This is a genomic window from Intrasporangium sp., from assembly GCF_035688975.1.
Lineage (GTDB): Bacteria > Actinomycetota > Actinomycetes > Actinomycetales > Dermatophilaceae > CALMNV01.
On sequence record NZ_DASSMH010000117.1, the window covers coordinates 1 to 24118 of the forward strand.

At 71.1% G+C, this 24118-nt stretch carries 24 protein-coding genes; 12 read left to right on the forward strand and 12 right to left on the reverse strand.

What is annotated here, in order from left to right:
* From VFJ94_RS12610 to VFJ94_RS12625, 4 genes are all read left to right on the forward strand, one after another.
* Positions 1-1350, forward strand: a 1350-nt coding sequence (locus tag VFJ94_RS12610) for an ABC transporter substrate-binding protein (protein WP_325004566.1), incomplete at its 5' end; no start/stop codon positions are given.
* Between the two features lie 125 nt (positions 1351-1475).
* Positions 1476-2477 carry an ABC transporter permease gene (locus tag VFJ94_RS12615; RefSeq protein WP_325004567.1) on the forward strand — a complete coding sequence of 334 codons (1002 nt, stop codon included), beginning with the start codon at positions 1476-1478 and terminating at the stop codon, positions 2475-2477.
* Positions 2474-3589: an ABC transporter ATP-binding protein gene (locus tag VFJ94_RS12620; protein ID WP_325004568.1), complete on the forward strand. Its 1116-nt coding sequence runs from the start codon at positions 2474-2476 to the stop codon at positions 3587-3589. Before VFJ94_RS12615 ends, VFJ94_RS12620 begins: the two co-directional genes overlap by 4 nt.
* Positions 3586-4665, forward strand: coding sequence for a dipeptide ABC transporter ATP-binding protein (locus VFJ94_RS12625; RefSeq protein WP_325004569.1), 1080 nt, complete (start codon positions 3586-3588; stop codon positions 4663-4665). The genes VFJ94_RS12620 and VFJ94_RS12625 overlap by 4 nt, the downstream gene beginning before the upstream one ends.
* 58 nt (positions 4666-4723) lie before the next feature.
* Here the strand turns inward: VFJ94_RS12625 and VFJ94_RS12630 are convergent, their stop codons facing one another.
* Complete coding sequence (locus VFJ94_RS12630) at positions 4724-5209, reverse strand: twin-arginine translocation signal domain-containing protein (protein ID WP_325004570.1); 486 nt, start codon at positions 5207-5209, stop codon at positions 4724-4726.
* Between the two features lie 152 nt (positions 5210-5361).
* On the opposite strand from VFJ94_RS12630, the gene VFJ94_RS12635 reads away from it, so the two are divergent.
* On the forward strand, positions 5362-6078 hold the full coding sequence (locus VFJ94_RS12635; RefSeq protein ID WP_325004571.1) for an HAD family hydrolase: 717 nt from the start codon (positions 5362-5364) through the stop codon (positions 6076-6078).
* A 229-nt stretch (positions 6079-6307) separates the two neighbouring features.
* Entirely contained in the window at positions 6308-6787 is a 480-nt protein-coding gene (locus VFJ94_RS12640; RefSeq protein ID WP_325004572.1) for a hypothetical protein, read from the forward strand.
* A gap of 64 nt (positions 6788-6851) precedes the next feature.
* On the opposite strand, the gene VFJ94_RS12645 is transcribed toward VFJ94_RS12640, so the two are convergent.
* The gene (locus VFJ94_RS12645) at positions 6852-8072 is read right to left on the reverse strand and encodes an AI-2E family transporter (protein ID WP_325004573.1); all 1221 of its coding nucleotides are present in this window, start codon (positions 8070-8072) and stop codon (positions 6852-6854) included.
* Between the two features lie 122 nt (positions 8073-8194).
* Here VFJ94_RS12645 and VFJ94_RS12650 point away from each other — a divergent pair, with 122 nt between their 5' ends.
* Positions 8195-10570, forward strand: coding sequence for a lysylphosphatidylglycerol synthase transmembrane domain-containing protein (locus VFJ94_RS12650; RefSeq protein ID WP_325004574.1), 2376 nt, complete (start codon positions 8195-8197; stop codon positions 10568-10570).
* A gap of 55 nt (positions 10571-10625) precedes the next feature.
* On the opposite strand, the gene VFJ94_RS12655 is transcribed toward VFJ94_RS12650, so the two are convergent.
* Entirely contained in the window at positions 10626-11999 is a 1374-nt protein-coding gene (locus tag VFJ94_RS12655) for an ANTAR domain-containing protein (RefSeq protein ID WP_325004575.1), read from the reverse strand.
* Between VFJ94_RS12655 and VFJ94_RS12660 the strand changes: the two genes are divergently transcribed.
* Entirely contained in the window at positions 11937-12656 is a 720-nt protein-coding gene (locus VFJ94_RS12660) for a hypothetical protein (RefSeq protein ID WP_325004576.1), read from the forward strand. The genes VFJ94_RS12655 and VFJ94_RS12660 overlap by 63 nt on opposite strands.
* A 143-nt stretch (positions 12657-12799) precedes the next feature.
* On the opposite strand, the gene VFJ94_RS12665 is transcribed toward VFJ94_RS12660, so the two are convergent.
* Positions 12800-13204: a MarR family winged helix-turn-helix transcriptional regulator gene (locus tag VFJ94_RS12665; protein ID WP_325004577.1), complete on the reverse strand. Its 405-nt coding sequence runs from the start codon at positions 13202-13204 to the stop codon at positions 12800-12802.
* Between the two features lie 138 nt (positions 13205-13342).
* Here VFJ94_RS12665 and VFJ94_RS12670 point away from each other — a divergent pair, with 138 nt between their 5' ends.
* Positions 13343-14029: a maleylpyruvate isomerase family mycothiol-dependent enzyme gene (locus VFJ94_RS12670; RefSeq protein WP_325004578.1), complete on the forward strand. Its 687-nt coding sequence runs from the start codon at positions 13343-13345 to the stop codon at positions 14027-14029.
* A gap of 307 nt (positions 14030-14336) precedes the next feature.
* Here the strand turns inward: VFJ94_RS12670 and VFJ94_RS12675 are convergent, their stop codons facing one another.
* From VFJ94_RS12675 to ychF, 7 genes are all read right to left on the reverse strand, one after another.
* Entirely contained in the window at positions 14337-14582 is a 246-nt protein-coding gene (locus VFJ94_RS12675) for an addiction module protein (protein WP_325004579.1), read from the reverse strand.
* 211 nt (positions 14583-14793) lie between these two features.
* Positions 14794-15252 carry a hypothetical protein gene (locus VFJ94_RS12680; RefSeq protein WP_325004580.1) on the reverse strand — a complete coding sequence of 153 codons (459 nt, stop codon included), beginning with the start codon at positions 15250-15252 and terminating at the stop codon, positions 14794-14796.
* Positions 15243-15827: an ArsR family transcriptional regulator gene (locus VFJ94_RS12685; protein WP_325004581.1), complete on the reverse strand. Its 585-nt coding sequence runs from the start codon at positions 15825-15827 to the stop codon at positions 15243-15245. The genes VFJ94_RS12680 and VFJ94_RS12685 overlap by 10 nt, the downstream gene beginning before the upstream one ends.
* A 168-nt stretch (positions 15828-15995) precedes the next feature.
* Complete coding sequence (locus tag VFJ94_RS12690; RefSeq protein ID WP_325004582.1) at positions 15996-16760, reverse strand: ABC transporter permease; 765 nt, start codon at positions 16758-16760, stop codon at positions 15996-15998.
* Positions 16757-17494, reverse strand: a complete 738-nt coding sequence (locus tag VFJ94_RS12695; protein ID WP_325004583.1) for an ABC transporter ATP-binding protein — start codon at positions 17492-17494, stop codon at positions 16757-16759. The genes VFJ94_RS12690 and VFJ94_RS12695 overlap by 4 nt, the downstream gene beginning before the upstream one ends.
* The gene (locus tag VFJ94_RS12700; RefSeq protein ID WP_325004584.1) at positions 17491-18063 is read right to left on the reverse strand and encodes a helix-turn-helix domain-containing protein; all 573 of its coding nucleotides are present in this window, start codon (positions 18061-18063) and stop codon (positions 17491-17493) included. The genes VFJ94_RS12695 and VFJ94_RS12700 overlap by 4 nt, the downstream gene beginning before the upstream one ends.
* A gap of 535 nt (positions 18064-18598) precedes the next feature.
* The gene (gene ychF, locus VFJ94_RS12705; RefSeq protein ID WP_325004585.1) at positions 18599-19684 is read right to left on the reverse strand and encodes a redox-regulated ATPase YchF; all 1086 of its coding nucleotides are present in this window, start codon (positions 19682-19684) and stop codon (positions 18599-18601) included.
* A 102-nt stretch (positions 19685-19786) separates the two neighbouring features.
* On the opposite strand from ychF, the gene VFJ94_RS12710 reads away from it, so the two are divergent.
* The gene (locus VFJ94_RS12710; protein ID WP_325004586.1) at positions 19787-21025 is read left to right on the forward strand and encodes a DNA recombination protein RmuC; all 1239 of its coding nucleotides are present in this window, start codon (positions 19787-19789) and stop codon (positions 21023-21025) included.
* Between the two features lie 128 nt (positions 21026-21153).
* On the opposite strand, the gene VFJ94_RS12715 is transcribed toward VFJ94_RS12710, so the two are convergent.
* Positions 21154-22173 (reverse strand): 4-hydroxy-3-methylbut-2-enyl diphosphate reductase, encoded by a 1020-nt coding sequence (locus VFJ94_RS12715; RefSeq protein WP_325004587.1) that lies wholly within the window; start codon positions 22171-22173, stop codon positions 21154-21156.
* Positions 22174-22217: 44 nt separating this feature from the next.
* Here VFJ94_RS12715 and xseA point away from each other — a divergent pair, with 44 nt between their 5' ends.
* On the forward strand, positions 22218-23456 hold the full coding sequence (gene xseA, locus VFJ94_RS12720) for an exodeoxyribonuclease VII large subunit (RefSeq protein WP_325004589.1): 1239 nt from the start codon (positions 22218-22220) through the stop codon (positions 23454-23456).
* 21 nt (positions 23457-23477) lie between these two features.
* Entirely contained in the window at positions 23478-23705 is a 228-nt protein-coding gene (locus VFJ94_RS12725) for an exodeoxyribonuclease VII small subunit (protein WP_325004588.1), read from the forward strand.
* The last annotated feature ends 413 nt before the right edge of the window (positions 23706-24118 follow it).

Sequence of the window (24118 nt, forward strand, 5' to 3'; positions counted from 1 at the left end):
ATCACGACCAAGGACATCAAGTACGCCGTGGCGCGCTCGCTGGACAAGGACACCTTCCCCAACGGCCCGACGTACTTCAAGGACTTCCTCGCCGGGGTGCCCAAGGGCTACTCGGTTTACAAGGACAAGAGCCTGGCAGGCGTCACGTCCATCGAGACGCCGGACGACAAGACCATCGTCTTCCACCTCAGCAAGCCGTTCGGTGGCTTCGACTACTTCGCCCAGCTCTCCTCGACCGCGCCGGTGCCGCAGGCCAAGGACACTGGCGCGAAGTACAAGGAGCACGTCATCTCCAGTGGGCCGTACAAGTTCACCACCTACCAGCCCGGCAAGCGGCTCGAGCTCGACCGCAACCCCAACTACGACCCCAAGACCGACCCCGACTCCGGACGCAAGGCCCTGCCCGACAAGATCACCGTCGAGATCGGGGTCAACGCCGCGGACCTCGACAACCGGCTCCAGTCGGGCGACCTCGACGTCGACCTCGCCGGCACCGGCGTCCAGGCCGCGGCCCAGGGCAAGATCCTCGCCAACCCCCAGCTCAGGGCCAAGTCGGACAACCCCTCCACGGCCCGGACCAACTACGCGCAGATCAACACGGACGTCGCGCCCCTCGACAACCTCGACTGCCGCAAGGCCGTCCTGCTCGCCTACGACAAGACCGGCTACCAGCGGGCCTACGGCGGCGCCACCGGTGGCGACATCGCGACGAGCCTCATGCCGCCCGGCGTGCCGGGCCACGTCGACATCGACCTCTACGGCGCCAAGTCCAAGCCGCAGGGTGACCCCGAGGGAGCCAAGGCCGCGCTGGCCAAGTGCGGCAAGCCCGACGGCTTCGAGACGAACATCTCGTTCCGGTCGGAGCGGCCGAAGGAGCGGGCGGTCGTCGAGTCGCTCCAGCAGTCGCTCGCCAAGGTCGGGATCAAGCTGACCCTCAAGGGCTACCCGGCGGGCGACTACTTCAAGCTGTATGCCGGCAAGCCCGACTTCGCCAAGGCCAACGGCCTCGGCCTGCTCGTCATGAGCTGGGGCGCCGACTGGCCGGACGGCTTCGGCTTCCTGAGCCAGATCGTCGACAGCCGCGTCATCCGCCCGGCCGGCAACACCAACCTCGGCATCAAGCTGCCCGAGGTGGACAAGCTCGTCGACCAGGCACTCGCCGAGAACGACATCGGCAAGCGCGAGGCCATCTGGGGCAACGTCGACAAGGTGGTCATGGACAACGCCGAGGTCCTCCCGGGGGTGTGGCCCAAGGCGCTGCTCTTCCGCCCCGACACCCTGACCAACGTCTTCGTCACGGACGGCTACAACATGTACGACTACACGGCGTTGGGCACGACGAACAAGTAGGCCCGCGGAGACCCAGACCGACACCCAGCCCCTTCAGCGAAGGAAGGTGAAGGCGTGAAGGCGGCGGCAACCCACCGATCGAGGTCGGCTGCCGCCCCCTTCGGCCGAGCACTGTGCTGACGTACATGATCCGGCGCGTCATCGGCGCCGTCGTCCTGCTCTTCATCGTGACCGCGGTCGTCTTCGTCATCTTCTTCCTCGTCCCGCGCATCGGCGGGGCGAGCGTGGACGACCTCGCCTCGCGCTACGTGGGCAAGAGCGCCGGTGCCGAGCAGATCCACCAGACGGCCGTCCGGCTGGGCTTCACCGACCCGATCTGGGTCCAGTACGGCCGCTTCGCCAAGGGCATCGTCGCCGGCGCGGACTACGACTACGGCGCCGGCGTGGAGCACTGCCCCGCACCGTGCCTCGGCTACTCGTTCCTCACGCAGAACCCCGTCCTGCCGGACCTGCTCGACCGGCTCCCCGTCACCCTCTCGCTGGCGTCCGGCGCGGCCTTCCTCTGGCTCCTCGGCGGCGTCGCCACCGGCGTGCTGTCGGCGCTGCGGCGCGGCAGCGTCCTCGACCGCAGCGCGATGGGCGTCGCCCTCGCCGGCGTCTCCCTGCCGATCTTCTTCACCGGCCTGCTCAGCCTGTCCATCTTCAGCTACGGCCTCGGCTGGACCGCGCCCGGCGGCGCCAACCCGATGGCGGCGAGCAGCCCGTGGGACTGGGCCTACCGCCTGCTCCTCCCGTGGATCACGCTCGCCTTCCTCTACGCGGCGGCATACGCCCGGCTCACGCGAGCCGGGATGCTCGAGACGATGAACGAGGACTACATCCGCACCGCCCGGGCCAAGGGACTGCGCGAGCGCGAGGTCGTGGTCAAGCACGGCCTGCGCGCCGCCCTCACCCCGATCCTCACCATCTTCGGCCTCGACCTCGGCCTCCTGCTGGGTGGCGCGATCCTCACCGAGACGACGTTCTCGCTGCCCGGCATCGGCCAGTACGCCGTCCAGGCCGTGACCAACAACGACCTGCCCAAGGTCCTCGGCGTGACGCTGCTCGGCGCCGCCTTCATCATCGTGGCCAACCTTGTCGTGGACCTGCTGTATGCCGTTGTCGACCCGAGGGTGCGTGCCGCATGACCGAGGCCCAGACCACCACCCGGGCCGCCGACCCCTCGAGGTTCGGGTCGCTGTCGCCCGTCGAGGGCATCGGCGGCCTCGGCAGGCCGCCGGCCGACGCGTTCCTGTCCGTGCGCGACCTGCGGGTCCACTTCCCCACCGACGACGGGCTCGTCAAGTCCGTCGACGGCCTGTCCTTCGACGTCGCCCGCGGACGCACGCTCGGCATCGTCGGCGAGTCCGGCTCCGGCAAGAGCGTGACGAGCATGTCGATCATGGGGCTGCACAAGCCGGGCACGGTCCGGATGACCGGCTCCATCCTGCTCGACGGGCAGGAGCTCGTCGGAGCGGACCCCGACACGGTCCGCGGCCTGCGCGGCAAGCGGATGGCGATGATCTTCCAGGACCCGCTGTCGGCGATGCACCCCTTCTACACGGTGGGCCACCAGATCATCGAGGCCTACCAGGTGCACCACAACGTCAGCCGGGCGGTGGCCCGCAAGCACGCCATCGACATGCTCGACCGGGTCGGCATCCCGCAGCCCCGCTCGCGGGTCGACGACTACCCCCACCAGTTCTCGGGCGGCATGCGGCAACGCGCCATGATCGCGATGGCCCTCTCGTGCGACCCCGAGCTGCTCATAGCCGACGAGCCGACGACGGCGCTCGACGTGACGGTCCAGGCGCAGATCCTCGACCTCATCCGCGACCTGCAGGGCGAGTTCAACTCAGCGGTCATCCTCATCACGCACGACCTCGGCGTCGTCGCCGAGATCGCCGACGACATCCTGGTCATGTATGCCGGTCGCGCCGTCGAGTACAGCGCGGCGGAGCAGATCTTCGAGCGCCCCCAGCAGCCCTACACCTGGGGTCTGCTCGCCTCGATGCCCCGCATGGACCGGGACCGGATCGAGCGCCTCCGGCCCATCCGCGGGACCCCTCCGAGCCTCATCAACGTGCCACCCGGCTGTCCCTTCCACCCCCGGTGCGCCTACGCCCACCTCACGGAAGGCCTCAGCCAGACCGTGCGGCCGCCCTTCCGCGAGGTGCTGCCGGCGCACCACATCGCCTGCCACCTCACCGCGGAGCAGCGGCGCGACATCTGGGACCACGACGTGCGGGACACGCTGTGAGCACGGACATCGGGGCGAGCGGGGCGAGCCGGGCGAGCGCCTCCGGCGACGCGCTGCTGTCGGTGACCGGCCTGACGAAGCACTTCCCCATCCGCCGCGGGCTGCTCCAGCGCCAGGTCGGCGCGGTCCAGGCCGTCGACGGCGTCACGTTCGACCTCGCCCCCGGCGAGACCCTCTCCCTCGTCGGGGAGTCGGGGTGCGGCAAGACGACGACGGGGCGGATGCTCACCCGCCTGCTCGAGCCGACCGACGGCACGATCGTCTTCGAAGGCCGCGACATCACGCACCTGTCGATGGGCCGGATGCGGCCGCTGCGGCGCGACGTGCAGATGATCTTCCAGGACCCGTACTCGTCGCTCAACCCACGGCACACCGTCGGGACGATCGTCGGCGCGCCGTTCCACCTGCAGGGCGTCACGACCGAGAAGGGCATCAAGCGCACCGTCCAGGACCTGCTCGAGCTCGTCGGCCTCAACCCCGAGCACTACAACCGCTACCCGCACGAGTTCTCCGGAGGCCAGCGCCAGCGCATCGGCATCGCCCGCGCACTTGCGCTCAACCCCAAGCTCATCGTCGCGGACGAGCCGGTGTCGGCCCTCGACGTCTCGATCCAGGCGCAGGTGATCAACCTCCTCGAGGACCTTCAGGAGGAGTTCGGGCTGACCTACATCGTCATCGCGCACGACCTGTCCGTCGTACGGCACATGTCCGACCGGGTCGCGGTCATGTACCTCGGCAACCTCGTCGAGCTGACCGACCGCGACTCGCTCTACGCCCGCCCGATGCACCCCTACACGACCGCGCTCCTGTCGGCCGTGCCCATCCCGGACACCAGACGGCGCAGCCGGCGAGAGCGGATCCGCCTGCAGGGCGACGTGCCCAGCCCGATCGACCCACCGCCCGCCTGCCGGTTCCACACCCGGTGCTGGAAGGCCCAGGAGGTGTGCCGCACCGTGACCCCCCAGCTCGTCGAGCTGCAGCCGGGTCACCGGGTGGCGTGCCACTTCCCCGAGAACATCGAGGTCCCCACCCCCGCGGCGACGCCCGACTCCCCTGCCGCGAAGTCGACCGGCTGATCGAGCGGACGGACCGGGAGCGCCCACGTGCGCGGCCCCCGGTCCGGCCGTGCGGCGGTCAGGCCATCAGGCGGGTGCCCTCGAACGTGCCGGTGTGCCGGTCCAGCACGGCGCCCGTCGCGGCGTCGGTCACCTTGATCGTGAAGGTGCCCATGATCCGGTTGCCCCGGAGCCGCCCGCGTGGCCGGATCTCGACGACGACGCCCGGCTGACCGTTCATGGGCGGCACCCCGACGAGGAAGAGCGCCCGGAACGCCCCGTCCTCCCCCGTCCGCCTCCACGTCCCTGCGCCCACCCCGGTGGGTGGGTTGACCTCCACGCTGACCAGGGTGCCGCCTGCTCCCAGGACGACCACGGCCTGGCCCCGGCCGTCGGGCCCGGGCGTGTCCTCCACGTGGGTGACCAGCCAGCTGCCGACGAGGCCCCCGTGGTCGTCGTCGTCCGCCATCGCGGGCTGGCTTGCGGCAAGCCCAGCAACGGCCGCGACGCCCGCCGCCCCCGCGGTGCGCAGCACGTTCCGTCGCTCTAGTGTCGTCTGCTTCATCCCTTCATCCCCTCCCGGAGCGTCCGGCGCCCCGTTGCACCGGACCTTTCATGCTACGACCGCAGCCGCTCCCGGGCGATGACCTGTGCCCGGGGTCGGGCCGCCCGCACGCGTGCCGTGACGCGCGCCTCCGAAGTGGGTACACGGCCCGCATGACCACAGCCGACGCCCCGCCCCGACACGACACCGTCCTGCTCGACGTCGACGGCACCCTGGTCGACTCGACGTACCACCACGCCCTGGCCTGGCATCGCGCGTTCCGGTCGCAGGGCATCGACCTGCCGATGTGGCGAGTGCATCGCGCCATCGGGATGGGCGGCGACCGGCTGGTCGGCGCGCTCGCCGGTGACGAGGTGGAGGAGCGGCTCGGCGACGCCCTGCGCGACGGCTGGGTGGCGGAGTACGACCGCCTCATCGGCGAGGTGTCGCCGCTGCCCGGGGCGGCCGACCTCGTCCGGTCGCTCACCGAGCGCGGGTTCCTCGTCGCCCTCGCGTCGTCCGGGAAGCCGCAGCATACGGACAAGGCGCTGGAGATGCTCGGCATCGCGGACCTCGTCGCGGCGGTCACGACGTCGGAGGACGCGGAGACCTCAAAGCCGGCACCGGACATCCTCCAGGTGGCGCTCGACAAGGCGGGTGGCCACAGCGCGGTCGTCCTCGGTGACTCCACCTTCGACATCGCGTCGGCTGCGCGCCTCGGCGCGCCGTGCGTCGCGATCCGCACCGGCGGTTTCGGCGTGGACGAGCTGGAACGCGCCGGAGCCGTGCTCGTCGCGGACGGCCTCGTCGAGCTCCTCCACGCCGACTGGGACGCCCTCGCGCAGGCGTCGCCGCCCGAGCGCGCCTCCGACGAGCCGCCCGTGCCCTGAGCCGCCCCCGATGGCCTGGCCGTATGCCGCCCAGCTGGCTGGGCGACGAGCGGCCGCACCTGTCGCACCCGAGCCAGCTCGTCGGCAAGGACCCGGGGCTCACCGTTCTGGGTCTCCTGGGAGCGACCCACAGGCTCGCGCGACGCTCCGCAGAGCCTGTGCACAGCCCGGGCTTCGACAGTGGGACCACTGGCAACCCCGCCAGATCCCCCAAGGAGCTGATCGACACATGAATCAGAGGACCATCATCACATCGGGCGCGGCGATCCTGGCAGCCGCCGGCCTCGCGCTCGGCGGCGCGGCCCTGGCCAACGCCGACCAGTCGTCGGGGACCGCCCCGGCCGCGACGCAGGGAGCGTACGGGCCGGCCGGCGACGCCAACGGCGTCCAGAACGGCAACACCGACCCCAGCAAGCCGATGCGCTCGGACGAGAAGCTGCTCACCGGCGACACCGCCGCCAAGGTGACGGCCGCGGCCAAGGCCAAGGAGCCGGGGGCCACGATCGAGCGAGTGGAGACCGACTCCGACGGCGTCTACGAGGCGCACATGGTGCGAGCCGATGGGACCCACATCATCGTCCAGGTCGACGCCTCGTATGCCGTGACCGCCGTCCAGCAGGGCGGCGCCGGGGGCGGTGCGCGCCACGGTGGACCGGCCCCGAGCTCGGGCAGCACGGAGGGAGGGTCGTCCACCGGCACCGCGAGCTGACCGCGGCACCGCGAGCTGACCGCGGCCACCCCGGGGAGGGCGGCCACCCGCCCTCCCCGGTCCTTCACGACCTGCCGCCGGGCGCGACCGGCGGCAGGCGTGGTCCCGCCTGCGTCTCCTCCTCGCTGGACTCGCCCTCGTCATCGTCGTCGGGCCCCGTGTCGAGCGATGCCAGCTCCGGCACCAGCTCGTGCCGCCTGCTGAAGGTGTCGAGGATGGACAGGGCCACCGCCGCCATCGGGATGCCGATGAGCGCGCCGATCGGGCCGAACAGCGCGGCGCCGACGATGACGGAGCCGAGGGCGACGGCCGGGTGGACGTCCATCGTCCGCTGGCTCACCCTCGGGGTGAAGACGTAGTTCTCGACCTGTTGGTACACGGTGGCGAAGAGCACGATCCACAGGGCCGTGCTCGGCTGGCCGAGGAGCGTGAAGAGCGCCGGCAGCGCCACGCCGATGTAGGTGCCGATGGTGGGGATGAACTGCCCGACGATGCCGGCGAAGACCCCGAGCGGGAGCCAGAACGGCACGTCGACCAGCCAGAAGAACGCGACGTGGAAGACCGACGAGAGCGCGGCGAGGACGAGCTTGGAGATCACGTAGCCGCCGGTCTTCTCCACCGACGTCGTCCAGACCGTGTTGAACACCCGCTGGTAGCGCGGCGGCAGCCACGAGCCGATGCGTTGGCGTAGCCGCGGGCTGTCTGCGGACAGGTAGAACGCGAAGACGAGGATGGTCAGCGAGTCGAAGACGAAGGTGAGCAGGGACCCGAAGATTCCGAGGATGCCCCCGCCGTACTTGCCGGCCAGCTCGCCGATCCGGTCGGGCGTGAGGGCGAGGGCCTGCTGGATCTGCGCGATGTCGAAGGTCGTGCCCAGCCGCGCGTTGACCCAGGCCAGCGCGGCCGTGCCGGCCGCCGGCAGCTGCTCGCCCAGCGCCGACAGCTGCGCGACGAACACCGCTCCGAAGAGCTCGGCCAGCGCGCCGAGGACCACGACCATCGTGAGCATGGTGAGGCCCGTCGCGAGCCCGCGTCGCAGTCCGCGCGTGTTGAGCCACAGCACGACGGGCTCCATGGCGATGGACAGCAGCCACGCGAGCAGCAGCAGGAAGAGGAAGGACCCGGTCGCGGTGAAGGCCCAGTCCGCCACCCGCAGCAGCACGAGCGCGGTGATGACGATGAGTACGGCGCGGCGGACGCTGCTCGGGGTGATGGCGACCCACTGCGGTGCTGGCTGCGTCGAAATGGGACGTCGGGTGGTGCGGGGGTGCTCGTGCTCGGTCACACTGGCGAGCGTACGGCTCGGCGTTTCCGTCGCCGGTGAGGCGGCGGCGACGCGCGCGACACTCCCGCCGGTTCGTCACCGGGCTCGACGTCCAGGCCGCGAGCCTGCGGAACAATGGGCCGGTGCCCACGAACCCCACGCCCGTCGAGGTCGTCGAGCCGCCCGTCCCGGGCCGGGTTCGCCGGCCCACCGATGCGTTGCGGCTGCTGCTCGTCGTGGCCCTCCTCGTCATCGTGATCGCCGTGGCGGACCTGGCGGTGGGCACGACGGGTGCCCTCGAGCGTGACCTCGCCCTCGTGACCGGCGGGCTGCCCCGGGTGCTCCTTCAGCTCTTCAGCTGGCTGGGTGGAGTCGGCGTCGTCGTCCTGCCGCTCGCCGTCGGCGTCGTCCTCGTGCTCCGGGGCCGCTACTGGCAGCTCGTCCAGGCTCTGCTCGCGGCGGGAGTCGGCGCCCTCGTCGTCATCGCGCTGAGCGCCCTCATCCTGGGCGGGCACCTCGGAGGGGTCCTCGGCGCGCTCACGAGGCCGCTCAGCGCCGGCTACACCGAGCCGCTCGACGCGGTCCTCGTCTCCATCGTCGCGCTGCTCACCGTCGCGGACATCAGTGGGCGCAGGGGCATCTCGGCGCTCGCGACCGTGGTCATCGGTTCCTTCGTCGTGACGGTGTTCCTGTCCGGTGCCAGCACGGCGCTGTCGATCTTCTGCTCGCTGCTGCTCGGGTGGGCCGTCGGGCTGGTCTTCCGCTACGCCTTCGGTGCCACGTCGACCCGGCCGGCGGGAGCCCAGATCGCCGACGTCCTCGTCGCCCGCGGCATACCGCTCACGCGTCTCGAGCTCGTGGGGCCCGACGGAGGCACGCGGTTCTACGTCGGGCACACGCCCACCGGGGTGGTCGACGTGCGGGTCATGGACAGCGACGCGTTGTGGTCGGCGTCTGCTCGCCGGCTGGTTCGCCTGGCCCGGCTGCGTGGGGCCAGCACCCGACCGCCGGCGCTCAGCCTGCGCGCCGACCTCGAGCACCGCACCCTGATGGGCCTGGCGCTCGCGCAGGCCGCGATCCCGGCGCCCACGCCGGTCGCCGTGTCCGAGGTGGGGCCGTTCTCGGCCGTCATCGCCTACGTCAAGCCCACCGGCACGACCGTCGCACAGCTCGGCAGGGACCTCGACGACGCCCAGCTCGCCGAGATCTGGCGCCTGCTCGGCACCCTCCGCCGACGCAGCATCGCACACCGCGGCCTCGCGCCGGACGTCGTCATGATCACCGCCGACGGCCGAGCCGGGCTGCGCCGCACGGGAGCCGGCGACATCGCCGCCAACGACCTCACCCTGCGCATCGACACCGCCCAGCTGCTCACCACGGTCGCCCTCGCCGTCGGGGCAGACCGTGCCGTCACCACGGCGGTCGCCGAGGTGGGTGAGGAGGCCGTCGTGCGGGCGCTGCCGCTCCTGCAGCCGCTCGCCCTGACCCGCTCCACCCGGGAGGCGCTCGAGGCAGACAAGGCGCTGCTGGGTGCCTTGCGCGAACGCATCCTGCTCCTGCGGCCGAGTCCCGACAAGGTCGAACCCGTCGAGCTGCGCCGCCTGAGCCCGCGGGGCGTCGTCACCGTCGTCGGCGGCGGCATCGCGGCATACCTGCTGCTGACCCAGCTCGCGAAGGTCGACCTCGTGCGCGTCGTCGAGTCCGCCAAGTGGGGGTGGGCCCTCGCCACAGCCGGCTGCGCGGTGCTCACCTTCGCCGGTGCATCCATCGCGCTCCGCGGCTCCGTCAACGCCAGGCTGACCTTCGCCCGCACCTACATGACCCAGCTGGCCGTGGCCTTCAGCGGCCTCGTCGCACCGGCCGCCATCGGCAACCTCGCGCTCAACACCCGCTACCTGCAGAAGGCCGGGGTGCGGCCGGCCGTCGCCGCCGCCAGCGTGGGTCTGGCGCAGATCGCCCAGTTCTGCTCGTACTTCGCCCTGCTCGTCACCTCCGGGGTGCTGGCCGGGACGGGTCCACAGGCATCGTTCACCCCCCCGCCCGAGCTCGTCGCGGCCGTGCCCATCGTCATCGTCGTGGTGCTCGCCCTGCTCGCCGTCCCGAGGGTCCGCCACCTCGTCACCGCACGCGTCCTGCCGCAGGTGCGCCGGGTCCTGCCGCAGGTGCTCTCGGTGCTGCAGCACCCGCGCAAGCTGGGCCAGCTCCTCGGCGGTGCCCTGCTGCTCGACCTGTCCTTCGTCGCCGCGCTCGTGTGCGCGACCCGCGCGTTCGGTGCCCAGGCACCGGTGGCCGCGGTGGCGGTCGTCTACTTCGCCGGCGCCATCATCGGGTCGGCGGTGCCGACCCCCGGCGGACTGGGCGGAATCGAGGCCGCGATGTCCGCCGGCCTCATCGCCATCGGGCTCGACGGCGGCACCGCCGTGTCCTCGGTGCTGCTCTACCGCCTCGCCACCTTCTGGCTGCCGATCCCCTTCGGCTGGGTCGCCCTCAACCGCCTGCAGAAGCGGCACGCCATCTAGCGACGCGCACCTCGAGTGGTCAGTTCCGTCACACCCCTGGGAGCAGGCAGCCGCCTCAGGACCGCGCCGGCACCGGCACCCCGCTCTGTCCGTGCAGCTCGAAACGGTTCACCTCGAGCGTCGCGCTCCGGTTGGCCTCATGGAGCTGCAGCTGGATCGCCGTCTTCCCCGGCGCGGTTATCCGGCTCTCTCCCGACACGAGTGCCACGACCTTGTCGTTGGCGTAGAGCGTCTGTGAGGAGCCGACGACCACGACGCTGAGCACATTTGGACCGTTCTTGCGCAGCTCCGGGGCGAACGTCGGCGCGATCAGGGTGGACTGCTTGCCGTCGACCACCACCACCTCCCAGAACTGTTGCGTGAGCGGGTTGAACCCCACCTGGTAGTAGTTCCTGAGGTCGGGAGAGGCGCGGAAGTAGAGCGAGACGTCAGCGTTGGCGGCCGAGGAGAGCGAGGTGCCCACTGTCACCGCCAGGTCACTGGCGGTGTGCGAGACGCCCGAGTAGCAGTAGGCGCCGCCGTCCCTGGAGGTGAGGCTCAGCTCCCACCGGCCGTTCTTGATCGCCTGGGTGCACGTGATGCCTCCGGCGAAGGTCTGGCTGCCGACGGGCCACAACGGCGCGTTGCGCGCGTCGAAGCCCCCGTCGACGAGCAGGGGCAGGCGGTTGGCCGCCTCCAGGACGGACTTGGCGGCCTTCTGGACGATGTCCTTCTGCTGCTGGGGCGACGTGCTGACCACTTGGACGGTGGGCGAAGGCGTAGGCGTGGCGGGCCCGGAAGTGACGGTGGTCGACGTGGTGACGGCGGTCGACGTGGTGACGACAGTGCCGGGACCGGCATCAGGGCTTGTGGGCCGCATCAGCGCCACAGTGATCACGGTGCCGACCAGCGCCAGGATCGCGGCGATCACAGTGGCGACGCCGGGATCGATGCGCCGCGGCAAGTAAAAGGAAACCCGCGACCCGGCCATGCTGTGCACCACCTCCACCACCGACGCGCTGTATGCGGTGAAGGCTGCCAGAAGGCTGCCCGTGAACGCGAGCCCGGCGGGGCCTCGGACGAAGCGGCCCACGTCCCGCAGCTTGCAGTTCTGCTGGCTGCTGAGCTTGGCCAGCGCCTCGAACGCCTGGTCGGCGTCACAGCCGAGCGTCACCATGAGGACGCCCTGTGCCTGCGTCCCGTCACGGCGTGCCGGTGCGCGTGCGGTTCGGTCCGCTCCGGTTCGCGTCCGAGCCGCGTGCGGGGCGTACCGTGGTGGGCGTACGAGGCCGCGAGCGGCCCACGGAGAGGGCCAGTCGGGCACTCGACACGTGCGGGGGAGGCCGATCCGATGTTTCCGAGAGCACCGCAACACCGAGGGCGCACCATGGTGCTCGGCATCGTCGCCCTCGCCGTCATCGGCACAGGGATGTCGAGCGCGTCCGCGCACGAGGAGCGCCGCGCAGTCGCCAACGGCGGCTTCGAGACCGGGACCCTGACTGGTTGGCGGACCGATGAGCTCGGCATCCCGGGTGACGGATGGTCGGCGGCCTCGGGGACCACGTCGCCGGTTGCCGGTTTTCCCGTCCCCGGCCCGCCGCGTGGCACGTGGCAGGCCGTCGTCGACCAGCTCGGCCCCGGCTCGCACGTCCTGTATCAGGACATCAAGGTCGACGAGGACGACACGGGGCTGTCGCTCATCCTCTGGTACACCAACGGCAACGGGGCCTTCTTCACCCCGCGATCACTGAGCCCGCAGGTCCTGCCGAACCAGCAGCTCCGGGTGGACCTCATGCGGCCCCAGGCCCCCATCCGCAGCATGGCCCCGGGCGACATCCTCGCCACCATCTTCCGCACCAGAGTCGGCGACCCGGCCAGCATCCCGCCACGGGTGCTGCGCCAGGACCTTTCCCGCTTCGAGGACCGGACGGTCCGGCTGCGCATCGCCGAGGTCGACAACCAGCTCTTCTTCCAGGCCGGCGTCGACGCGGTCCGCGTCGTCGAGGACGAGGACCACGCGTGGCCGAGGCATCGGGCGGACGTGCGCGACGGCGCGGCTGCCCCCTCGGTGGCGCCGGTCCAGCCCGGTCCTCGCTACCAGCGCTGAGCGACTGCCTCCGTCGGGGGCCGTGGCACCCGGAAGGGCGGTAGGGGAAGCTGCCCACGCAGGGCCACGTCCCCGACGCGAGCCGGGCGAACAGCCAGCCACGCGCTCACGACCGAGCGGTGGTCGGCCCGGGGCCGGGCGGGCTACCGGTAGGGGTCGGTGATGTCGCGTAGCGCGGTCAGTGCCCGTCGGAGCTGGTCCATGCGCACGGCGCCGAGATGAGCGCGCCACTCGGCCTCGATGCGCTCCTCCTCGGCGCGCGCTATCGGTAGGGCTGCCTGGGCGCGGGGAGTCATTCGCACCAGTCGCGCCCGCCCGTCGGAGGGGTCTGGCACACGCTCGACGTAGCCGGCTCGCTCCAGCTTGTCGACCAGGGCTGTGGCCGTCTGCTTGGCGATCTGGGCACGCTCGGCCAGGACGCTCAGACGAGTGCCCTCGGTGTCGATGCCCATCATGAGCCGGCTCTGCGCGATGGTGACGTCCGCGAAGCCGGCGTCCTGCACGGCACGGAAGATCCGGTCCGCCGCAGCGCGTGAGGCAATGAACATCAGCAGGCTGGTCGGCAGATCCCGCGACATCTGGCCCCTACACATAGTCCCATGGTCGAACTATAATAGTTCGATCGTAGGACTAGTTTACCCGCGCACCCGGGTGCGCCCACCGGTCATCACCAGAAGGAGGACGACATGACGACGATGACCCAGGCTGACGCGGATGCCGTTTGGGGCGCGATCGACGACCAGCGAACGCGCACCGCCGACCTGCTCGAGCAGCTCACCGCGGAGCAGTGGGACCACCCCTCGCTGTGCCAGGGCTGGACGGTTCGGCACGTCGCTGCCCACCTGACCATGCAGCAGCAACGCGTGCGTGACGCCGCTGCCTTCATCGCCCGCAACCCCCGGATACTTCGCAGCAGGACCCTGAACGCCACGATTCACGACTCCGCCGTGCTGCAGGCGCAAGCGCTGCCCAGCCAGGAGATCATCTCCCGGATCAGGGCCATGACCGGTTCGCGGCGACACAACGCCTTCGTGACGCCGCTGGAGACCCTGACCGACATCCTCGTCCACAGCCAGGACGTCGCCATTCCGCTCGGCCTCCACCTCACGATGCGACCGACCGCGAGCGCTATCGCCGCCACCCGCCGATGGGACACCCGCGGCACCTGGTTGGCCAAGGTCTTTCGTCGACTCCCCCTCGACGGCTACCGACTCACGGCCACCGACACCGACTGGACCCGCGGTCAAGGACCCGAGGTCGCCGGGCCGGTCGGCGCGCTCCTGCTTCTGCTCACGGGCCGCAGCGCCGCTCTCGAACAACTCACCGGCGAGGGCGCCGCCGACCTTCGCTCTGCTCTCTCGACATCGGTGTAGCCAGAGAGCCGCGCGGCGGATGCGTCATCTGCCCGCAACGGAAACGGAACTCAGGGCGACGGGCACGATACGTGCATACCCGCTCTGCTCAAGTGGTTCTACACGTTGAAGCGGAACGAAAACCGGGGGTTCCGGGTGTTGACGGTCACCGTTGGTTGAGGCCGGAAAACGCGGTCTGACTGCGGAAATGCGCTGGTGAGACAGTTGGACGTCGTTGGCGAGAATCGGTCTCGGCCGGACTTCTTGCAGACTATTTGCGGACCGCTCGACTGCTGTCGTGCCTCGGGGATGCAGTTGATCCTGCCCGTCATGGACGGGCGGCCCACTTGGCCTCGAAGCCGGCGCGGAGGTTCTCAGCCGGGATCGCCCTGGATGGGTCGGCCTTCAGAGCGTCGTAAGCGGCGGCGGCTTCGGTGCGCAACCAGGCCTCCGAGGCGAGGTCGAACGCCTCGTGCGGCTCGACCGATGCGAGCAACCGGAGAGCGACGTGTTTTCGTACGTCAGGAGGCAGGGACATCCCGGCCTCGTAGAACTCCGATTCGCTCAGCGACATGACGTCAGGGTAGGCCGATCCCCGACTCTGGAGCATGTCAGTTCGGCATACCGCCGAGGTCGTCGAGCTCGTCGCCGCTGAGGCCGGTCATGAGCGACACAGCAGCCTCATCGGTGCCGTCGAGACTTCCGAGCGCGGGCCTCGATCGCAGCAGTCTGGGCCTCGCTGGCGCGGCTCACCATGACCTCAGGTTACGCCGGCAACCCGGCGGTTACAGGGAGATCCCTCGGGCGACGGCGGCGTCGAACAGCGTCCGGGCGACCTGCTCGGCCTTCTCGGTCGCCGCGGCCCCCACCGGCTTGGCCTCGTAGCGGTCCTGGTTGCGGGCGCGTCGGAGGCGGTCGAACTCTCGCGCCGGCCTGTCCGCAGGCGGCTTGTCGAAGACCGCGCGAAGGTAGCGGCCGAGCGCCTCGTGCTGGCCGGGCCCGTTGGTCGTCCGGAAGCCGTACGCCGCCAGCAGCGCCTCGCCCGTGTCGTGGCAGGCGTCGTAGGCGATGCCGTACCTGACGACGACACTGGTGAGCAGCGTCAGTTGGTCCAGGCGCTCCTGCGCCTGGCGCAGGAACGAGGTCGCACGCGCGACGTCTGCGGGCACGGCATCGAGACGTCCCGCCTCGACCAGCGCGAGGACCGTCGCCTGCTGGACGCGGGTGAGCGGGGTCAGCGCCACGGCAGCTCCCCGATCACCGCGGCCGCCGGGCCGCCGCGCACGTTGTCCAGGAACCCGGAGGGTGCCGCGAACTCCTCAGGCGTGAGGATCGTTGGGTTCACGGGACGGTGCACCGCGGCCTCGACTCGGGTGCACGCCTCGTAGACCGCGTCCACGTCGGGCTCACCGAGCACCATGACGTCGATGTCGTGCGGCGCAGGACCGGCATCCCCGAGCGTCCGCGCGGCGAAGGAGCCGTAGAGGAACGCCGACTCGATCCCGTCGATGCGGCCAAGCTCCTCGGCCAGCATCACCACCGGGCCCGTCGCGACCGTGAGGATCTCGCGCAAGGGGCCCACCATCGGGCTCTCGCCGTTGGCCCGGATCAGCCTCGTGCGGCCCACCTGTCGCTCGCTCAGGATGCCGGCGTCCACCAGGCGCGCGACCTCGCGGTGCACGGTCGGGTAGGCCAGGCCGGCCCGCTTGGCCAGATCGGTGACGCTCAGCTCGTCGCCGGTGAGCAACAACGTCGAGAGCAGACGTGCCTGACCTTCTGACCTGAAGATCGGAGCGAGGAGCGGCGCCCCAGTTCTCATATAACTGAGGTTATCCTCCACTATATCGACAGTCAATGCACCGCTCGGCTCACCCCAAAAGATCGGGTCGCCGCTGGTCTCGATGTGGTCGAGACGCGCCTGGACGTTCTTGGTCGGGCGCTTGCGGTGCCAACAGAGAAGAGCGGCACCGTGTGGCCCTTTGCGACGTCAGACCACCTCGGCGCGCCGCCACCACTCCACCGTCGCCCACGCTCCCAGCGCCGCGACCAACGGCACCATTGTCAGCCATGCCGGAGCTATCGGTTCCATCCCCGCGTCGGTGCCCATGGCCCACACGGCGGCCACCGACCAGGGCCACCAGGTGCCCGCTCCGGCCACCATGGCGACTTGAGCCGCGACGACGAGCGTCATCAGGCCACCGACGGCAGGCAGATAGCCGCGCCCGATGCTGGCAGGCAGCGCGACGGGAAGCGCGAGGAGTCCGGACAGGACCGCCAGTGCCGCGAGCCGCCCGAGGACGCGCGCGTCGGCCGCGTCGGGAAGCCCGAGGCCGGTGGAGATCCCGATGAGCGCGGCGGCAGCGGCAACGCCGATGCCCACCGCGACGGACCACGCCGCGAGGAGCACCAGCTTGGCCCATGCGACGGAGGTGCGGCGGGTCGCGGAGGCGTAGAGCGAGACAACCGTGCGGTCGGCGTACTCCCGTCCGAAGCACCAACCGACCACGATGCCGGAGCCGACCACCCCGGCGGTGGCATAGATCTGGATCAGGCCGCCGAGGTAGCCGGCCCAGCCGAGGCCTGGCAGCAGCAGGGAGGCCTTGGCCCTCATCGAGTCGGGGCCGCCGCGTTCAGCAGCGATCAGGAATCCCCGCGCGAGCAGTGCCGGCACCAGGAGCAGGGCGACGGTCGCCACTCCGACCACGCGGGACCGGCGCAGCTTGAGCGCCTCGACGGCGTACGCGGCGCTCATCGGAGCGTATCCAGGCGCCGGGCCGCGTCGTCGGCGGCGTGCACCATCGCGAAGAACGCCCGCTCCAGGTCGACGCCGTGCGGGTCCAGCTCGCCCACGATGGTGCCGGCATGGATGACGCTCACGCGGTCGGCGATCCGGGCCACCTCGTCCAGGTGGTGGCTGGAGACCAGCGCAGCGACCCCGGCGGCGGCGCGTGCCAGCAGCTGCTCGCGCAGCAGCACGACCCCGGCCGGGTCGAGGGCGTTGGTGGGTTCGTCCAGGATGAGCAGCCGCGGCTCGTGTACGAGCGCGCTGCCCAGGCCAACGCGCTGCCGGTTGCCTTGGGAGAGCGCCGAGGCACGCCGGTCCGCCCACCCCCCGAGTTCGAGGTCGGCCAGCGTGCGGTCGGCGCGGGCGCTGGCTGCGGAGGCGGGCACGCCGTGCAGCCGCGCCGCCGCCCAGAGGTTCTCCCGGACCGTCAGCTCGGGGTAGACGAACGGCGTGTCGATCAGGTGTCCTACACGGCCCCACCCAGCGCTGTCCAGGTGCGCGACCTGGACGCCGTGGATGCGGACGACACCGCCCTGGGGCCGGATCATCCCCAGAGCGGCGCGCATCAGGGTCGACTTCCCGGCCCCGTTGAAACCGACCAGCGCGTGCACCTCGCCGGGAGCGACGCTGAGGTCGACGTCGTGCAGCACGGCGGTGTTGTCGTAGCGGTGCGCCAGACGGCGGATCTGCAGCGCATTCATCGACCCGTCCTCCCGTCGAGCGCGTCGAGAGCTGCGCTGAGCCGGCTCGACATCGGGTCGTCTTGCTCGCCACAGCACCACTCGAGCAGGGCGACGGTGAGCGCGGCCAGCGCAGCAGCCGAGACGACGCGGGCCTCGAACGGACTGACACCATCCGCGACCAAGACCTCAGCGATCGCCTCTTGCGTGGCCTCCGTCGCGGCATACGTCCCAGCGCGAAGCGCCGGATGCTCCGCGGCGATCCTGACCCGGAGCCGGACCTCCTCCTGGCCTGGCAGGTCCACGTGCGTGAGCGCGGCGCGGAGTCCCGCGCAGACGCGCGCCAGGGGCGGGAGGGTGGTCGGTGCGGCGGCCACGGCAGCCGCGATGGCCGGATCGAAGCCATCATCGAGCACGACAGCATCCTTCGTCGGGAAGTGTCGGAAGAACGTCATGTGACTCACGCCGGCCACCCGCGCGATCTGCTCAACGGTCGTCTCGTCGTACCCCTGCTCGGAGAACAGCCTGAGCGCCGCAGCCTGCAGCAGCGCACGGGTGCGTGCCGTCCTACTCGTACTCGTGACCGTCATGTCGTCAATGTTAGTGGCTAACACCAGGTGGGACGACGCTCGATGTGACGATCTTTCGACCAGGCAAGGTGCCGCGTCTCCCGATCCTGACGCACAGGGACGTTCGAGCGATCGGCCAAGTGTTTGAGGCGCATCCGATGAAGATCTACGTCGACGCCGAATGGTCAGGCTGGGACGGCGACACGATCGTCAAACTGACAAACGGAACGATCTGGCGGCAGGTCGAGTACTACTACGAGTACCGATATGCTTACCGTCCTGAGGTAGTCATCTCCTGCGGCCAGATGACCGTAAAGGCATGCGTCGAGCTGTTCGCGTCCAGCAGTTGGTCTAGCTACGACTGCGATCCGCCCCGCTGCACGGCGTGTGGACGAGGCGCGCTCCGCCACCCGCGAGCGCACAGGACGTGCCAACCGGTAGTCCCTGAGATTGGCCCTCCGAAACACCCCGATCGAACCAGTCCTGCTGAAATTCTTGCGGACTCTGGCGGACTGGGAGGGGTTACACCCCATCTGACCTGCAGAAACGCGCCGTTTCAGACGTTGAAGCGGAACTCCACGACGTCGCCGTCCTGCATCACGTAGTCCTTGCCCTCGATCCGCACCTTGCCGGCTGCCTTGGCCGCGACCATCGACCCCGCCGCGACGAGGTCGTCGAAGGACACGACCTCGGCCTTGATGAACCCCCGCTGGAAGTCGGTGTGGATGACCCCGGCCGCCATCGGCGCGGTCCACCCCTTGCCGATCGTCCAGGCGCGGGACTCCTTGGGCCCCGCCGTGAGGTAGGTCTGCAGCCCGAGCGTGTGGAACCCCGTCCGCGCCAGCTGGTCCAGGCCGGACTCGTCGGCGCCGAAGCTCTGGAGCAGCTCGAGGGCCTCGCCCGGCTCCATGTCCATGAGGTCCATCTCCAGCTTGGCGTTGAGGAAGACCGCGTCGGCGGGAGCGGCGAGCTCGCGCAGCGACGCCTGGAGCGCGGCGTCGGCCAGCTGCTCCTCGTCCAGGTTGAAGACGTAGATGAACGGCTTGGTGGTGAGCAGGCCCAGGCCCTTGGCCTCGGCAAGATCGACGCCCCCGGCCTGCCCGGCGGCATACAGCGTCTCCCCGGCTTCCAGCACCTTCTGGGCGGCCAGGGCGTTGTCGAGCGCGGGCCTGCGGTCCTTGGCCACCCGGGCCTCCTTCTCGAGGCGCGGCACGGCCCGCTCGAGGGTCTGCAGGTCCGCGAGGATGAGCTCGGTGTGGATCGTCTCGATGTCGCTGGCCGGGCTGACCGTGCCGTCGACGTGCACGACGTCACCGTCCTCGAAGGCGCGCACGACCTGGCAGATCGCGTCGGCCTCGCGGATGTGGGCAAGGAACTTGTTGCCGAGCCCCTCCCCTTCGGATGCCCCGCGCACGATGCCGGCGATGTCGACGAAGGACACGGTCGCCGGGAGGATCTTCTCCGAACCGAAGATCTCCGCCAGCTTCACCAGGCGCGGGTCGGGCAGCGGCACGACGCCCACGTTGGGCTCGATGGTCGCGAAGGGATAGTTCGCGGCGAGCACGTTGTTCTTCGTCAGCGCGTTGAAGAGCGTCGACTTGCCGACGTTGGGAAGCCCGACGATTCCGATAGTGAGTGCCACGGGGACAAGAGTCTAGTGGGCGTCGCAGAGCCGGTATGCCGCTCAGCCAGCAGCCGGGCGCGCCTGCGGGCTCTGTCGGCGGCGTCTGGCAGCGTGACCCGCATGGACCCGAGCTTCTTCCCTGTGGCCGCGCTCGCCGCCGCGGCGGGCGGCGCCGTGCTGGGCTGGCTGGCGACCCGTGCGTCCCTGCTGACCCGCCTGGCCGCCGCGGCGGCTGAGCGGGATGTCCTGCGCCTGCGGGTCCGGGACCTCGAGGCCGCCCGCGCCGAGGACGGCCAGACCGCGGCGGCGCTCTCCCCGCTGCACGAGACCATCGCCCGCGTGGAGCGACAGGTCGGTGTGCTCGAGCGCGACCGGGTGCAGCAGTTCGGCGAGCTGGGGGCCCGGTTGACGGAGGTCAGCTCGTCGGCCTCCGCCCTGCGCACCGAGACCGCCACGCTCGCAAGCGCGCTCAACGCCTCGACGGTCCGCGGAGCGTGGGGCGAGCTGCAGCTGCGCCGGGTGCTCGAGCTCTCGGGCCTGCTCCCGCGATGCGACTTCGACGAGCAGGTCACGCGGGTCAGCCGGCACGGGTCGACGGTGCGGCCGGATGCCGTGATCAACCTGCCCGGCGCACGGCACGTCGTCGTCGACAGCAAGGCGCCCATGTCCCACTTCCTCGCCGCGCAAGGCGACACGGTCGGTGACGTCGAGCGCGCGCAGCTGCTCACGGCGCACGCGACGGCGCTGCGCCGGCACGTCGACTCCCTGGCGGCCAAGGCGTACTGGTCGGCCTTCACCCGGTCGCCCGAGGTCGTCGTCTGCTTCGTGCCCGGGGAGGCCATTCTCGCCGCCGCGCTGTCCGACGACCCCGCGCTCTACGAGCACGCGCTGTCACGCAGTGTCGTGCTGGCCTCCCCCGGCACCCTCTTCGCGGTGCTGCGCACTGTCGGCGCGATCTGGCAGCAGGACGCGCTGGAGCAGAGCGCGCGTGAGCTGCTCGCCCTCGGGCGGGACCTCTACGCGCGCCTCGGGACCCTCGGTGGGCACGTCACGACCATGGGCCAGTCCCTCGAGCGTGCTGTCGAGCACTACAACCGGTTCGTCGGCACCCTCGAGTCGCGCGTGCTCGTGACGGCCCGGCGCATGCACGAGCTGCACCTGACAGGGGAGGCTCCGGCCGACGTGCCGCCAGTCGCGGTCGCGCCGCGGTCATTGAGCGCTGTCGAACTGACCGAGAGCCTGACCGACGAGCTGGCCGTCGGGCTCGCCGACGAGCTCACGCCGGCACAGCGCGACGACGAGTTCCTCGACGAGCTCTCGGCCGCCCGAAGGCGACCCGGGGCGGATGCGAGCGCCTGAGCGCGCGGTCCCGCAACGCGGGCGTCCCGCAACGCGGGCGTCCCGCAACGCGCGCGGCCCCGCAGCGCGAGCGGCCCGGCAACGCGAGCGGCCCCGCAACGCGAGCGGCTCCGCAACGCAGGCGGGGCTCAGTGCAGGGAGCCCGCGTCCGCGAAGGCGGCGTCGTGCCGGACCTGCTCGGCGTCGACGCCGGACACCCGCTTGAGGTCTCGACGCAGCTCGGTCGGCAGCGCGAAGAGCAGGGACTCCTCCGCCGCCACGACCGGCTGCACCGAGTCGTAGCCGCGCTCGGCGAACCAGGCCAGCACGTCGCGCACCAGGACCTCGGGCACGCTGGCCCCGGAGGTCACGCCCACGGTCGAGGCGCCCTGGAGCCACGCCTCGTCGATCTCGCCCGCGTAGTCGACGAGGTGGCCGTCTCGCGCGCCGTGCTCGAGGGCCACCTCGACCAGCCGAACCGAGTTGGACGAGTTTCGCGAGCCCACGACGATCATGACGTCGACGTCCTGGGCCATCTGCTTGACGGCGAGCTGACGGTTCTGGGTGGCGTAGCAGATGTCGTCCGACGGCGGGGCCTGCAGCGCGGGGAACTTCTCCTTGAGCCGCTTGACTGTCTCCATCGTCTCGTCCACCGAGAGCGTCGTCTGCGAGAGCCACACGACCTTCTCGGGGTCGCGGACCGTGACGTTGTCCACGTCGTCGGGCCCGTCGACGAGCGTGATGTTCTCGGGCGCCTCACCGGCGGTGCCGACCACCTCCTCGTGGCCCTCGTGGCCGATGAGGAGGATGTCGAAGTCGTCGCCCGCGAAGCGGACCGCTTCACGGTGCACCTTCGTCACGAGCGGGCATGTCGCGTCGATGGTCTTGAGTCCCCTGGCCCGCGCCTCCTCGTGGACGACAGGCGCCACCCCGTGCGCCGAGAAGATGACCGTGGCCCCCTCCGGTACCTCGTCGGTCTCGTCCACGAAGATCGCGCCCCGCTTCTCGAGCGTCGTCACGACGTGCCTGTTGTGCACGATCTGCTTGCGGACGTAGACCGGCGGGCCGTAGAGCTCGAGCGCCTTCTCGACGGTGACCACCGCGCGGTCGACGCCGGCGCAGTAGCCACGTGGCGCGGCGAGCAGGACCTTCTTCTCCGGTGCCGTCATGCCTCCATGGTACGTGGCGTCCTATCGTTGCCCGGGTGACCAGTCTGGGGCCCCTGCCGGAGAAGGCGGCAGACACGAGTGCCGAGCGCCCGTGGCCGGTGCGCGTCCTCAGCCTCAAGATCTCGGACTACGTCGACCGCATGTCGCAGCTGTGGGTCGAGGGGCAGGTCGTGCAGTTCAGCGCCCGCGGCGCGGCCGCCTTCCTCACGCTGCGTGACCCCGACGTGGACATGTCGCTCTCGGTCTCGGTCCCCATGAATGCCGTCAACGCCATGCCGACGCCGCTGACACAGGGAGCGCGCGTCGTCCTGCAGGCCAAGCCCACCTTCTGGACCAAGCGGGGCACCCTGCAGCTCGAGGCGCGCCAGATCCGGCCGGTCGGCATCGGGGACCTGCTCGCGCGGATCGAGATCCTCAAGCGCACCCTCGCCGCGGAGGGCCTGTTCGACGCCGACCGCAAGCGCCCCATCCCCTTCCTGCCCCGCACCGTCGGGCTAGTCACGGGCCGCAGCTCGGCGGCCGAGAAGGACGTCGTCGAGAACGCCCGCCGGCGCTGGCCGGCCGTGCGCTTCGAAATCCGGGAGGTGGCGGTCCAGGGCACGAGCGCGGTGTCGGAGGTCGTCGCCGCGATCCGCGAGCTCGACGCCGACCGCGCGGTCGACGTCATCGTCGTCGCCCGCGGCGGCGGGGCGCTCGAGGAGCTGCTGCCGTTCTCCAACGAGGCGATGATCCGGGCGGTCGCTGCTGCCGTGACGCCGGTGATCAGCGCCATCGGTCACGACGTCGACCAGCCGCTGCTCGACCTCGTCGCCGACTGGCGGGCCTCCACCCCGACCGACGCCGGCAGGCGGGTCGTCCCCGACGCCGCGGAGGAAGGCCGCCTCGTCGCCACCGCCTGCGAGCGCGGCCGGCGCGCGCTGCTGCGCCGCATCGAGGCCGAGCGTCGTGGGCTGCGCACCCTCCGGTCCCGGCCGGTGCTCGCCGACCCGGTGGCGCAGGTGACCCTGCGCCGGACGGAGCTGGCCGACCTTCGCCGCCGCGCGTCGACGAGCATCGAGGCCCGGCTGCATCGCGCTGCCGACCAGGTCGAGCACCTGCGGCGACAGGTCATCGCGCTCTCTCCCCAGTCCACCCTCGAGCGGGGGTATGCCGTCGTGCAGCACCGGGACGGCCGGGTCGTCATGGACCGGGACGACGTGGTCGCCGACGAGCTGCTCCGCGTCCGCGTCGCCCGCGGTGACTTCGGCGTCCGACCCGTCACGTCGGGCTCCGCGACGACCTAGGCCCGACATAGGCTGATCCGCATGCCTGAAGACGAGCCTGCCTTCCCCGACATCGCCGACCTCAGCTACGAGGCAGCCCGCGAGGAGCTCATCGGCATCGTGGCCAAGCTCGAGGCCGGTCAGGCGCCGCTCGAGGACTCGATGCAGCTGTGGCGGCGCGGCGAGGCCCTCGCCGCCCACTGCGCGACCTGGCTCGACGGCGCGCAGGCCGAGATCGAGGCGAGCACCACGGCCCCCACCACATCCTGACGCTGCGTCCGGCGCGGAGCCCCGGGTCGTCGACGAGACGCCCCGGGGCCGTGGCAGACCGGGGCCGGCCGTCCTGAGCCTGCGGGCAGCGTCACGGACTGCGGCGGTCGCCCCGGGCTGCGGCGGTCGCCCCGGGCTGCGGTGAGGCGCGCAGGCCGAGCCCCCAAGCGCAGCCCGAGCCCCCAAGCGCAGCCCGAGGCCGCACCAGCGGCGTCAGCGCGCGGCCGCACCAGCGGCGTCAGCGCGCGGCGGCCACGGGTGCGAGCGCGCCGACGAAGGTGCGCAGCACCGGCTCGGGAGTGTTCCCCGTCGCCACGAAGGTCAGGCCGGTCGCCCCGGATCCGCGCAGGACGTAGCTGACCTGGCCGCCGTCGCCCGCGGCATACCGCTCCCAGGTGCGCCCGGCCACCAGT

Excerpts from the sequence above, each read along its gene's own strand:
- VFJ94_RS12630 (WP_325004570.1), bottom strand. The coding sequence starts at position 5,209 with ATGAAGCAGACGACACTAGAGCGACGGAACGTGCTGCGCACCGCGGGG.
- VFJ94_RS12725 (WP_325004588.1), top strand. The coding sequence starts at position 23,478 with ATGCCTGAAGACGAGCCTGCCTTCCCCGACATCGCCGACCTCAGCTAC.
- VFJ94_RS12695 (WP_325004583.1), bottom strand. The coding sequence starts at position 17,494 with ATGAATGCGCTGCAGATCCGCCGTCTGGCGCACCGCTACGACAACACC.
- VFJ94_RS12700 (WP_325004584.1), bottom strand. The coding sequence starts at position 18,063 with ATGACGGTCACGAGTACGAGTAGGACGGCACGCACCCGTGCGCTGCTG.
- VFJ94_RS12690 (WP_325004582.1), bottom strand. The coding sequence starts at position 16,760 with ATGAGCGCCGCGTACGCCGTCGAGGCGCTCAAGCTGCGCCGGTCCCGC.
- VFJ94_RS12665 (WP_325004577.1), bottom strand. The coding sequence starts at position 13,204 with ATGTTCATTGCCTCACGCGCTGCGGCGGACCGGATCTTCCGTGCCGTG.
- VFJ94_RS12660 (WP_325004576.1), top strand. The coding sequence starts at position 11,937 with ATGGTGCTCGGCATCGTCGCCCTCGCCGTCATCGGCACAGGGATGTCG.
- VFJ94_RS12670 (WP_325004578.1), top strand. The coding sequence starts at position 13,343 with ATGACGACGATGACCCAGGCTGACGCGGATGCCGTTTGGGGCGCGATC.
- VFJ94_RS12635 (WP_325004571.1), top strand. The coding sequence starts at position 5,362 with ATGACCACAGCCGACGCCCCGCCCCGACACGACACCGTCCTGCTCGAC.
- VFJ94_RS12620 (WP_325004568.1), top strand. The coding sequence starts at position 2,474 with ATGACCGAGGCCCAGACCACCACCCGGGCCGCCGACCCCTCGAGGTTC.
- VFJ94_RS12615 (WP_325004567.1), top strand. The coding sequence starts at position 1,476 with ATGATCCGGCGCGTCATCGGCGCCGTCGTCCTGCTCTTCATCGTGACC.
- VFJ94_RS12710 (WP_325004586.1), top strand. The coding sequence starts at position 19,787 with ATGGACCCGAGCTTCTTCCCTGTGGCCGCGCTCGCCGCCGCGGCGGGC.
- VFJ94_RS12685 (WP_325004581.1), bottom strand. The coding sequence starts at position 15,827 with ATGAGAACTGGGGCGCCGCTCCTCGCTCCGATCTTCAGGTCAGAAGGT.
- VFJ94_RS12675 (WP_325004579.1), bottom strand. The coding sequence starts at position 14,582 with ATGTCGCTGAGCGAATCGGAGTTCTACGAGGCCGGGATGTCCCTGCCT.
- VFJ94_RS12715 (WP_325004587.1), bottom strand. The coding sequence starts at position 22,173 with ATGACGGCACCGGAGAAGAAGGTCCTGCTCGCCGCGCCACGTGGCTAC.
- VFJ94_RS12640 (WP_325004572.1), top strand. The coding sequence starts at position 6,308 with ATGAATCAGAGGACCATCATCACATCGGGCGCGGCGATCCTGGCAGCC.